Annotated in this window: 11 protein-coding genes; 2 read left to right on the top strand and 9 right to left on the bottom strand. The window is 42.5% G+C overall.

Features of this window, described 5'->3' with window-relative positions; all coding sequences use genetic code 11:
* Positions 1-132: 132 nt before the first annotated feature.
* From lonB to racE, 9 genes are all read right to left on the bottom strand, one after another.
* Positions 133-1,860, bottom strand: a complete 1,728-nt coding sequence (gene lonB, locus EEL30_12555) for an ATP-dependent protease LonB (GenBank protein ID QDX93060.1) — start codon at positions 1,858-1,860, stop codon at positions 133-135.
* A gap of 284 nt (positions 1,861-2,144) precedes the next feature.
* Complete coding sequence (gene clpX, locus EEL30_12550; GenBank protein QDX93059.1) at positions 2,145-3,404, bottom strand: ATP-dependent protease ATP-binding subunit ClpX; 1,260 nt, start codon at positions 3,402-3,404, stop codon at positions 2,145-2,147.
* A gap of 51 nt (positions 3,405-3,455) precedes the next feature.
* Positions 3,456-4,034: an ATP-dependent Clp endopeptidase proteolytic subunit ClpP gene (gene clpP / locus EEL30_12545; GenBank protein ID QDX93058.1), complete on the bottom strand. Its 579-nt coding sequence runs from the start codon at positions 4,032-4,034 to the stop codon at positions 3,456-3,458.
* Between the two features lie 99 nt (positions 4,035-4,133).
* Entirely contained in the window at positions 4,134-5,417 is a 1,284-nt protein-coding gene (locus tag EEL30_12540; protein ID QDX93057.1) for a trigger factor, read from the bottom strand.
* A 134-nt stretch (positions 5,418-5,551) separates the two neighbouring features.
* Positions 5,552-6,073 (bottom strand): metallophosphoesterase, encoded by a 522-nt coding sequence (locus tag EEL30_12535; protein QDX93056.1) that lies wholly within the window; start codon positions 6,071-6,073, stop codon positions 5,552-5,554.
* A gap of 2 nt (positions 6,074-6,075) precedes the next feature.
* Positions 6,076-6,684, bottom strand: coding sequence for an XTP/dITP diphosphatase (locus tag EEL30_12530; protein ID QDX93055.1), 609 nt, complete (start codon positions 6,682-6,684; stop codon positions 6,076-6,078).
* A 268-nt stretch (positions 6,685-6,952) separates the two neighbouring features.
* The gene (locus EEL30_12525; protein QDX93054.1) at positions 6,953-7,690 is read right to left on the bottom strand and encodes a ribonuclease PH; all 738 of its coding nucleotides are present in this window, start codon (positions 7,688-7,690) and stop codon (positions 6,953-6,955) included.
* A 263-nt stretch (positions 7,691-7,953) separates the two neighbouring features.
* Positions 7,954-9,012, bottom strand: coding sequence for a spore gernimation protein (locus EEL30_12520; GenBank protein QDX93053.1), 1,059 nt, complete (start codon positions 9,010-9,012; stop codon positions 7,954-7,956).
* Positions 9,013-9,518: 506 nt separating this feature from the next.
* Positions 9,519-10,343: a glutamate racemase gene (gene racE / locus EEL30_12515; protein ID QDX93052.1), complete on the bottom strand. Its 825-nt coding sequence runs from the start codon at positions 10,341-10,343 to the stop codon at positions 9,519-9,521.
* 159 nt (positions 10,344-10,502) lie between these two features.
* On the opposite strand from racE, the gene EEL30_12510 reads away from it, so the two are divergent.
* Positions 10,503-11,528 carry a superoxide dismutase gene (locus EEL30_12510; protein ID QDX93051.1) on the top strand — a complete coding sequence of 342 codons (1,026 nt, stop codon included), beginning with the start codon at positions 10,503-10,505 and terminating at the stop codon, positions 11,526-11,528.
* A gap of 500 nt (positions 11,529-12,028) precedes the next feature.
* Positions 12,029-12,301, top strand: a complete 273-nt coding sequence (locus tag EEL30_12505; protein ID QDX93050.1) for an HU family DNA-binding protein — start codon at positions 12,029-12,031, stop codon at positions 12,299-12,301.
* Positions 12,302-12,392 lie beyond the last annotated feature (91 nt).

The following is a 12,392-nucleotide window of genomic DNA, read 5'->3' as shown; positions in this document are numbered from 1 at the left end:
TAATCTTTCATAGAAGCTTCTGCTCTTTCATGCACTTTGATTGTAAAGTAAAGGATAGAGATAGGCTCCGTCAAACCATATAGGGACGGAGCCTATGTGTAAAAAACTCACTAACTATATTTATTTTGGTTGTTACAGCGGCAAACCACCTGGCTGAATCCCTTCCACTTGTACAGGTACACTAAATGGCGGTACATAAGTTTCTTCTCCCTGTTCTTCCTCAACGATTTGATCCAAAGCTCCTTCATCTACGAATGCCATGTGTATTGCTTCCTCTACATGATGGATCGCGATTACTTCGATGCCCTCCACATCGGTAAAGATCGTCTGCCAGTTCTCTGCTGGGATAAAAACACGTTTAGCGCCTGCCTGACGAGCCGCTTCTACCTTGGCAACCACGCCCCCGACTGGTTTCACTTTCCCATGTATACTAACCTCGCCTGTAACAGCCAACAAATTGTCAATCCGTCTTTCCTTGATAGCTGAGAAGATAGCAATCGCGATCGTCAAACCTGCGGAAGGACCATCCACAGGCACACCACCCGGAAAATTTATGTGTAAATCGTAATCATATGGCTGAATGCCTAATCGGTGCAGAACAGTTAATACATTATCAATGGAGCCCTTTGCCATGGATTTACGGCGGATTGTACGGCTAGGACTACCCAACTCCTCCTCTTCCACTAAACCAGTCAAAATAAGTCTACCTGCGCCCTTAATTGGCGCTAGTGAGGCTGTTACCTCCAGCTCCATCACAGTTCCCATATTAGGACCATAGACAGCCAGCCCATTAATCACACCAATTTGCGCCGGTTCATGAACCTGTTTCTCCTGACGTGGCGATTTTTGACTGCTATGAACCACCCATTCCACGTCTTGAGTGGTGACAATCTCACGGCCTTCTGTCATACAAATTCCAGCAGCTATCTGTAATGTATTAATTGCTTCCCGTCCATTGGTAGCATAACGCTCTATCACTGAAATAGCCTCATCCACTACCTGAATTTGCATTTTTTGCATGGCATTTGAAACAATGCTTCCAATTTCATTAGGCTGTAATGGCCGAAAAAAAATCTCTAAGCAACGCGAACGCAAGGCAGGTGGTATTTCCTCTGGTGTACGGGTCGTCGCTCCGACTAAACGAAAATCCGCTGGCAGGCCATATTGAAAAATTTCATGAATGTGGGCAGGAATTTGGTTATTATCCTCGCTGTAATAAGCGCTCTCCAGCATCACTTTTCGGTCTTCTAGCACTTTTAGCAATTTATTCATCTGTACCGAATGTAGCTCGCCTATTTCATCTAGGAACAAAATCCCTCCATGTGCCTTGGTAACAGCACCTGGTTTTGGTTGCGGAATACCAGCTTGTCCCATAGAACCCGCACCCTGATAGATTGGATCATGCACCGAGCCAATTAGAGGATCAGCGATGCCACGTTCATCGAATCGAGCAATCGTCGCATCAATCTCCACAAATTTTGCATCTAGCTTAAAAGGAGAAAGGGAGCTTTTTTTGGCAGCTTCCAACACCACACGTGCGGCTGCTGTCTTCCCTACCCCGGGAGGCCCATAAATAATAACATGTTGAGGATTAGGTCCGCACAATGCTGCTCGCAACGCTTTTAGCCCATCCTGTTGTCCAACGATATCTTCTAGCTTGCTAGGTCGTGTTTTCTCAGACAATGGCTCAGTCAATGCAACCATTTTCATTTTTCGTAAATGATCTACCTCTTTACGAGATTCCTTGTCAGTTGAAACCTTTGTTGTTCGTTGCATCTTTAGCAAATTAAAAAAGTAGATGCCTATAATGATCCCTACGACAAGCTCAATAGCCCCTACTATGACTGTTGTATATTCCAATTCTATACCCTCCCAAGTAATGCTGGTAGTGCCTCCAAAAACTATATAAAGTAGTATTACCTAGTGAATGGGAGAGTAAACAGGAACGTTAAACAACCTTTTAGGATATCTACTTAGGCTCCATTAGTAACATTGCTTTCTTTTGCATCAGTATCCTACATAGCAAGCTGTAAAACAACTACATATGGCTTACCTCGATACATGATGGACTGTTTTTTGGCCATCAAAAAAGGTGCCTGTTCAAAAGAACATAGCACCTTTTTATCATGATTTTCAACGAATAGTTACGCAGATTGAATGATGTCGCCTTCTTTATTCTTCAGTTGTGGCTTCACTTTTTCGCTAACCACTTCTTCGGTAATCAGGCACTTCTCCACGTCTTCACGAGATGGAAGCTCATACATCATATCTAGCATGATTTGTTCAATAATCGCACGTAGACCACGAGCACCGGTGTTACGCTTGATCGCTTCCTTAGCGATTTGAGACAAAGCACCTTCTGTAAACTCCAACTCTACTCCGTCTAGGCTAAGCAGCTTTTGGTATTGTTTGATCAAAGCATTCTTTGGCTCTGTCAAAATACGTACCAGCGTCTCCTCATCCAATGGTTCCAACGTTGCGTGTACCGGCAAACGACCTACAAACTCAGGTATCAGACCGAATTTAAGCAGATCTTCAGGCAATACGTATTTCAGGTATTCGCCTTGTTTCAAGTCGGACTTCACGCCTTCCACCATTTCGGAACCAAAACCAATTACCTTTTTACCAATACGGCGCTTGATGATTTGTTCGATGCCATCAAAAGCACCACCGCAAATGAACAAGATATTGGAGGTATCGATTTGAATGAATTCCTGATGCGGATGCTTACGTCCACCTTGCGGAGGTACGCTCGCTACTGTGCCTTCCAGAATTTTCAACAAAGCTTGTTGTACGCCTTCCCCTGAAACGTCACGCGTGATAGAAGGATTCTCAGATTTACGAGCCACTTTATCGATCTCGTCAATATAAATAATCCCTTTCTCAGCTTTTTCTACATCATAATCGGCAGCTTGAATAAGTTTTAGCAAGATGTTCTCAACATCTTCCCCTACATACCCTGCTTCAGTTAATGATGTAGCATCAGCAATCGCGAACGGTACATTTAGGATACGAGCTAGCGTTTGAGCTAACAACGTTTTACCACTACCTGTTGGCCCAATCAGAACGATATTGGATTTAGATAATTCCACGTCCTCGATTTTCGCACCAGAATTAATGCGTTTGTAGTGGTTATATACAGCAACAGCCAAAGATTTCTTAGCTTGATTTTGTCCGATAACGTAATCATCTAGGATATTACGGATTTCCAATGGTTTTGGAATTTCCTTCATATCGATTTCTTCATCGGTTCCTAACTCTTCTTGCACGATCTCATTGCAAAGCTCAATACACTCGTCACAAATGTAAACACCAGGACCAGCTACAAGCTTACGCACTTGCTCTTGAGACTTTCCGCAGAAAGAGCATTTCAATTGACCTTTATCGTCATTAAATTTGAACATGTTTTTTCACCTCACGTCGATGATTTTTTCAGCCTAGCACAGGATGGCCCCTTAACGGCGTTCGATCACACTGTCAATTAACCCGTAGTTTTTCGCTTCCTCAGCAGACATGAAGTTATCGCGATCTGTATCGCGGTCAATCACTTCATAAGGTTGACCTGTTCTTTCTGCCAAAATCTCATTTAATTGACGCTTTGTTTTGATAATCCAATCAGCGTGAATACGAATATCCTCCGCTTGACCACGAACACCACCCAGCGGTTGATGAATCATCACTTCACTGTTTGGCAACGCATAGCGCTTACCTTTCGCGCCTGCTGCCAAAAGTACCGCACCCATGCTGGCCGCCATGCCGATGCAAATCGTGGAAACGTCCGATTTGATAAATTGCATGGTGTCATAAATCGCCATGCCTGCGGTTACAGAACCGCCTGGAGAATTTATGTATAGGCTGATGTCTTTTCCTGACTCTTCGGACTCGAGGAATAACAATTGTGCTACTACAGCATTTGCTATTTCATCATCAATCTCGCTTCCTAGGAATATGATACGGTCTTTTAATAGACGTGAATAAATATCGTACGCACGTTCTCCGCGGTTAGTTTGCTCTACGACCATAGGGATCAGCATAAGGGATGGCCTCCTTCACTCATTTCTGCTTCCTTTATCTGAGAAAACAAGGCACGAAAAAACGTTCGTGCCTTGCGCCCATATTTAAGGTTATGCAGTTTATTTGCTTTCTGCAACCAACAAATCTACAACTTTACGAGTTAAGATTTCGCGGTACAAACCAGCAAGTCCGTCTTGAGCACCAAAGATTTTCTTAAGTTCGTCAGCAGGACGACCATACATCTTCGCATATTGCTCAAGTTCTTGATTTACATCTTCTTCATTTGTTTCAAGATTTTCTGCTTTAGCGATTGCTTCAAGAACCAATGCTGTGCGTACGCGCAACACTGCGTCTTTACGCATTTGATCACGAAGAGCCGATTCATCAGTACCAGAGAATTGGTAGTACAATTCAAGGTTCATACCTTGCATTTGCAAGCGTTGCTCAAACTCTTTAACCATTTGATCAAGCTCTGACTCAATCATAACATCTGGAATTTCGATCTCAGCGTTCTCTGTAGCTTTTAGAACCAATTGCTCACGGATATGGTTTTTCTTATCCGCTTCAGTTTTTTCTTCTAATTTAGCTTTCAGATCAGCTTTGTATTCTTCCAACGTGTCAAATTCGCTTACATCTTTCGCGAATTCATCGTCCAACTCAGGTAAATTTTTACGTTTTAGGCTGTTCAATTTTACTTTGAAGACAGCTTCTTTACCTGCAAGGTTTGGAGAATGGTATTCTTCTGGGAAAGTAACAGTAACTTCTTTCTCTTCCCCAATCGCCATACCTACGACTTGCTCTTCAAAACCAGCGATGAATGTTCCTGTTCCAAGTTCCAAAGAATAGTCTTCTGCTTTACCGCCTTCGAATGCAACTCCATCTTGGAATCCTTCGAAATCAATGTTTGCAGAATCGCCATTTGTAGCTGTGCCTTCTTCAACTGTTACCAGTTCAGCGTGACGAGCTTGTAGACGCTCTAATTCTTCTTTCACTTGATCTTCTCCTACAGTGAAATCTTTCTCTTCAACAGAAAGACCTTTGTAGTCGCCCAATTTCACTTCAGGTTTTACAGTAACCGTTGCTTTGAAAACCAATTTTTGACCAGCTTCCATTTGTTCTACGTCAACATCTGGACGATCAACAGGATCGATACCTGCTTCACGAACAGCTTGTCCGTATGCTTTTGGAAGTAGAATGTCCAATGCATCTTGGTACAAAGACTCAACGCCGAAGCGATTTTCGAACATTTTGCGAGGTACTTTACCTTTACGGAATCCAGGCACGTTCACTTTTTTTACTACCTTTTTAAATGCTTCATCCAGAGCAAGGTTTACTTGATCGGCATCAACTTCTACCGTCAAAACCCCCTGGTTATTCTCTAACTTTTCCCATTTTGCTACCACTTAAACTTCCCCTCCTAGATTAAATCCAGAAAACATTGCCTCACCCACACAGAAACTATCTATGTCATTAAGAAGCAATTTACCTGCCATTATAACCATTTCAGTATATCACATAACAAATAAATTTCAAGAAATCAGCGTCGCGTCAAAAATTGACCACCGCGTTCAGAAATTTCTTGTCCTTGTCGATCGTAGAAGTGCACCTGTACCTGAATATGGAAATCATCGGTACCTGTTTGATCTAGAACAGCGTATGTAGGAGTCCGAAAACCACGCGGCATCATTAAACTACCAGGGTTAATGAACAAAATACCCCTCTCCACTTCACATACTGGAAAATGGGAATGTCCAAACAACACAATGTTCGCTCCCACTTCTTCAGCACGATAGTGCAACTTCATCAGTGAGCTTTTAACATCGTACAGATGTCCATGCGTCTGGTAAATGATTAAATCTTTCCAGTGTGTAACTCGATCTTTAGCAACTGGTTCAAAATCACAGTTTCCTTGCACGAGCTGCATTCCTGAAAATGGTGCTTGCTTCTGGTCGACACAGAAGTCTCCACAATGCAAAATTAGATCTGCTGGGTGGCGATCCACCACGTCTTGTACCTCTTTGACTTGCCCATGTGTGTCGCTGATGATGAGAATGCTCACGCCTATCTCTCCCTCAGTTTTTCTAGCAAACCCTGCATGGCGATGGCCCGATGACTGATTACATTTTTCTGTTCAGGTGCCAACTCTGCCATCGTGCATAACTGACTTGGTACAAAAAAGATAGGATCATAACCAAAACCGTTGGAACCGGACGGCGCATGTGCGATGGCCCCTTCACAAGTTCCAGTCGCAATAACTGGCTCTTGGCCTGGTACTACATAAGCTAGTGTACAACGGAAGCGAGCTGTTCGATCTTTCATCGGAACATCTGCGAGTTCGGTTAACAGTTTTTGATAGTTTTCTTCATCTGTAGCCTTTTCTCCTGCAAAACGTGCAGAATAAACTCCTGGCGCACCATCTAATGCATCTACCTCTAAGCCAGAATCATCCCCGATTGCTGGTAGTCCTAACAATTCTGAGATTGTTTTTGCTTTTTTGAGGGCATTGGCTTCAAACGTTTCGCCATCTTCTTCTACCTCGGGTGCATCCGGAAAATCCGATACACTGACTGCCTCCAGATTCAATGCGACAAACAATCGGTTGAATTCGCGAACTTTCCCTTGATTTCTAGTGGCTAACACCACTTTTTTCTTTGATGTTTGTTCACTCATGCTCGTCCCCCGCTTTCGTGATAAGAAGCTATTCTTTATTCCATTTTCTGTATTACCTATGTATTACCCCACATTATATCGTATGCAATGTAAAAATTCATCTTTCCAATCTTATTAAAATGTACAAAATACAACCTAGAGTTTTTTCATCCTTCCACACATTTTCATCCATAGATTAATTTTTTCGTGCCGATTATTTAAAAACCCGAACAGCAGATTTGTGAATAAGTCCGCTTTTCGGGTTTAATCAACTATGTAAGCTCGAAAGTTACGCTTTGCCGTGGAGTTTTACTTCTCCTAGTACTTCTTTTTGTAGCTCAATGAGGTCTTGAACACCTTTTTGACCCAAAGCAAGTAATTGCATTAATTCCTCTGTGCTAAACGGAGATTCTTCCCCCGTCCCTTGCAACTCTACATATTTACCTGCGCCTGTCATTATGACATTCATATCCACCATCGCAGACGAATCCTCTTTATAATTCAGATCCAACACCGGTTTACCCTCTACTACACCTACGGAAGTAGCAGCTAGGAAATCTGTGATCGGTAGCTCTTTCCAAGTGCCAGCAGTCACTAATCTATTCATAGCATCTACCATTGCTACAAATGCACCGGTAATAGAAGCAGTACGAGTACCGCCATCTGCCTGAATAACGTCACAATCTAACCAAATTGTACGTTCCCCCATCGCTTCTAATTTCACTACAGAACGGAGTGCACGGCCAATCAGACGTTGAATCTCCATCGTACGTCCTCCAACCTTGCCTCTAGAAGATTCGCGGGCATTACGTGTTTCTGTTGCACGAGGCAACATAGAATATTCAGCTGTAATCCAGCCTTTTCCACCGTTTCGCATAAACGGAGGTACTTTTTCTTCTAACGTCGCCGTACAAATTACCTTGGTATCGCCTACCTCAATCAAGCAAGAACCTTCTGCATGCTTGATGTAATTACGGGTAATTTTAACGGGACGCAATTGGTCGCTCGAACGTCCATCCAATCTCATAAAAGACCTCCTACATATTTTCAGATTCGTTATCATGTCGCTGTGCTTATTTACTGGTTGTTACCCGAATAGTTACGTTTAGACACAAAGCCTTCAATCAGTATACCAAGGCACACCATGAACTGCCAGTTTTTCAATCTGATTCTCACAAGAGCATGCCCGATTTATCAAAAAGAAAACCAAGTACAACACGAAAGCTCCACTTGCTGAGAGGCTAGATGCCCTATAAATAAACATCCACGCCCCGAGACGTGGATGTTATCTTACAATTCAAAGGCATTAATTTGAATCGGTCTCGTTACAGGCTGGTCAAATTTCATCGTACCTGCATGTTCCAGTGGTTTACCTTCCACCTGAACCTGCACCTTTTTAATGCCTGTATTCTCCGTTAAAGACAACACTAGTGATTCCATCGCTTCAGGGTTTGCTTCCTTCCCTTTATCAAACTTTAGAACATCACTGCTTAAATTAACGACCACTGTATCCTTTTGTTGCTCTACTCCAAGTACCTTTGTAGTTCGTAGCAACGAGCTAAATAATGGTGAGCCTTCTTTCGGCCCTTTTATCAACTCTTCAACGGCCGCTTTCGACACATCTTGGGTTTCTGGGATCAGACGAGTCACTGGAACAAAATAGGTTCGTTTATCATCTAATTGACTTTGAAAATATACCGTTATCGCAGATGTTCTTCCAGGATGCGCTCCTTCTACCAGCTCCGTGTTAATGCCCTTTTGTCGGTTCAATAATGAAATAGGAGTACCATTCACAGGCATCTCGTTTAGTGCTTGCCCATTCACCCAGATGGCAATGTCTTTAACTGTATCAAATTCTGTCATGGACCGAGTAATCGCATCTAGAATTTTTTGTTCATCAGTAGCTTTATAATTTTTAAACTCGGACGAGAATTCAATTGTTGCTTTTCCTTCTTTAATCGACATGCCGAGAATTTTCGTTCCTTCCGGCAAAAGAGCCTCAAATCCTTCTGGCTTCACCGTTTCCACGGGACCACCCTTTACCATATAGCCTAATACTTGCTTTGCGGGACCTTCTGCTTTGGGCAAAATCAAGGAGACTGGGACAACAAAACCATTGGTATCTTGCAAATAAACGGTACGCCTTGCCGTTTGGGTAACTGCTCCCTCCGCCTCCGTGCCAGTCTGTTCTGTTGTTATCTGTAATGGATTAGGATCTACACCTGTAATGGATGGGGCCTGTATAGGGGCACTGGTTTCCTTGGCTGGACCAAACAGCCCGCATCCTGTCATCAGTATCGCGCTCAACCCAACAACCGCTGTCATCTTCCCGATAGGTCTTTTTTTCATCCCATATCCTCCTCGTTGACACTTTGTACTACCATGTATACGAGCAGGGCTTGGGTTTATTCCTCCTTGGTCAAAGAAATCTCAAAACTAGCAAACTTTCTTAGACATATTTCTCTCAGAGGTAATGTTCATACAAAAGATGACAATTGCAACACTCCAACTTTCTTACACTCCTTATTTTTTATCATGTTATCTATATATAGTTGTATATACATCTTATTGAAGCTCTACGTTGTCTACTTCTCGCTCTGCCGAAGCTTACCAGCATGATTTGGCGCTTGCTCATTTTCTTCCTCGTACGCTTGCTCCATCTATTCCTTCAAACTGATAAAATGTTGAAGCTCTGTTAAGGAGAAGCCTAGTACCTCTCGCGCCTAATACTTTCAAAAATATGGTCATTAGAAAAGAAAATCAGTCCCTTTATTACTACAAGGAACTGACCTGTTTTGTGCACCGCTTTTTCAAATATCCCATGTACACATACATACCCTGCTTCATTTAAAAACCTACAAGGACGAATTCGCATGCTCCAGCATGTGCTGCTGTACGTTCAACGAACATTCCAGCCACTCTTCTCCAATCTGCTGGAACACCTGCTTATCACCACTTGTATAGAACAGATGCTGTTTGGGTTCTATTTCCTGTTGCTCATTCAATAGTCCTTGCATAGACAACATAGCACTTAGTTCACGAGCAGTTTCTTCTGCTGAATTAATCAATGTAATACCATCTCCCAACGCCTCCTGAATGAGTGGCGCAAGTAAAGGATAATGCGTGCATCCCAAAATCAATGTATCAAGTTCTTCAAAGCGGAAAGGTTTCAGGGTCTCTGCTACGATTCGCCGAGCATCCTCTGTATGTAGACGTTGTTGTTCAACTAATGGGACAAACGCCGGACATGCCATTCCAACTGCGTACAGTTCAGGATTAATACGGCGCATTGCTTGTAGATAAGCCCCTGTACGGATGGTCATCTCTGTACCAATAACCCCGATACGCCCCGTACGAGATGCAGAAATGGCAGCACGCGCTCCTGGTTCGATTACTCCAATAACCGGCAACTTCATTCGTTCCTTCGCTTCATGCAATACCACCGCAGCAGCCGTATTACAAGCGATCACCAACGCCTTTAATTGAAATTGAGAGACAAATTGGATCATTTGATTCGTATATGTGCGAATCTCTTTGGAATCGCGTGAACCATATGGACAACGGGCATTATCGCCAAAATAGACAATCTTTTCACGCGGTAATTGCCGCATCACTTCTTTTACTACGGTCAATCCGCCTACACCTGAATCTATAATCCCGATGGTTTCTTTTCCATTCATTGATGTTAGCTCCTTTGAAGTCAGAGTCCCTTTTTTACCATATGCCGATCCCAGGCCCTGTGTAATGACACATATGTAATAAACCAGACAAAAAATTTTGAACCTGTAGGCATTTATCATCATAAGGTATACAGCAAGAAAGTTGAAGGAGGAATTCCCTTGAACCACCAAATACAGCATCTCCAAGATTGGAGCGAATGGGGCCGACAATGGGTCGATTACCTGCGTCAAAATCCTCATTGTGCGGAAATGAAGCGCGATTTGCATAAATTCCATGTGGCCTTTAGCGAAGTGGGACGCAAAGCCAACTATTACCAGGATAAAGAGGACCGAGAGAAAGAGATTGCTAAACTAGCTTCCCAAGCTGAAGACATTCAGCAGCACTTCCATGACCTACTCCGTCTCGTCCAAAATCGTAAGACAGAAGAGGACAAAAAAAAGGAGGAAAAGCAAGCAAACACTCAGGCAAAAGACCGCTTTCCACGAAAATCGAAGTCAGACCCACCCACAAAACCAGCTATTATTCCTGTCATGTCAGACACCACCTATTCAGATTCAGCCGTACCAATTGGCGGTCATACACTTCCACCTCTCCCCTATTCTTACGACGCGTTAGAGCCATATATTGATGGAGAAACAATGCGCATTCACCATAATATTTTACATCGCAATTATGTAAACAACTTGAACAAAGCTGAAAACATGATGGCCCAAGCTCGCGAAACGGGAGATTATAATCTGATTAAATTCTGGGAAGGAGAAGCGGCGTTTCATGGAGCTGGTCATTACTTGCATACCATTTTTTGGTCTGTTATGCGTCCAGATGGTGGTGGTGTGCCAACTGGAGAGTTAGCTTCTCACATTAATAGTTACTTCGGTTCCTTTGAAAAATTCATGCAACATTTCTCACAAGCAGCTGAAAAAGTAGAAGGTAATGGCTGGGCCATTCTCGTCTGGTCCCCGCGCTCCCATCACTTGGAAATTTTACAAGCGGAAAAACATCAAAATTTATCCCAGTGGGATGTAGTCCCCTTATTAGTTCTCGATGTATGGGAGCATGCCTACTTCCTCTCATATCGTAGTCAAAGAGCTGATTATATCAAAGCCTGGTGGAACATCGTCAACTGGGAAGAAGTGGAGAATCGTTTTCGTCAAGCAAGTCGCCTACGCTGGAAGCCTTATTAATCCTGTACGGATATGCTTTAAGTCTAGATGATACTCTCAAGCTCTTGATAAAAACATATCAGATACATGTAAAGTACATGACATATTTAAGATAAAAGAAAGTAGATGGGCCTATTCTTTTGTCCGTTTTTTTTTGTATAGATAGATTGCTTCCAAAAGAATAAGCAAGAAGAGCATGCGAGTGTTATATGACCCACATGCTCTTTTTGATCTTTCATCATTTTGTTATCCCATAAATGAGTTGGACATCCATTGCCAGCTTTTTGCGCGGTTGGTCGATTGGTCGGTATATTCTTATTTCGTTTTCTTTTCGTTTATTTTTAGGTTTGTAACAAGTAAAATTTGGTAAAAATAGAAGCAAACCAAAAATTTTATCCTTTGTTTCGTCCTTTTTTGAAAAAAAAGGTGATTTTTTAAGGGTTTCTCTGCTTTTTTACTGTTCTAATAAAGGAATTTTTGGTATGATGAGTAGTAGTTTTTTAAAGAAAAGAGGTAAGAAAATGAACAAGACAGAACTGATTGCAAAAGTAGCTGAAACAGCTGAATTAACAAAAAAAGATGCTGGACAAGTGGTTGATGCCGTATTCGAAGCAATCACTGGCGCACTAAAAGATGGAGAAAAAGTTCAATTGATGGGCTTTGGTACTTTTGAAGTACGCGAACGCGCTGCTCGTAAAGGCCGCAACCCTCAATCTGGCGAAGAAATCGAAATCCCAGCAAGCAAATTGCCAGCCTTCAAAGCAGGTAAAGAATTGAAAGAAGCTGTTAAGTAATCATTCTTCCTACATAAGAAGAGACAAAAATAAGGCTAGTAAATGACCGTATGGTCGTTTGCTAGCCTTTTACTACATAGATAACCGTATA

This window comes from Brevibacillus laterosporus (assembly GCA_007833815.1).
Lineage (GTDB): Bacteria > Bacillota > Bacilli > Brevibacillales > Brevibacillaceae > Brevibacillus_B > Brevibacillus_B laterosporus_D.
This window is presented reverse-complemented; position numbering and strand designations above follow the sequence as displayed.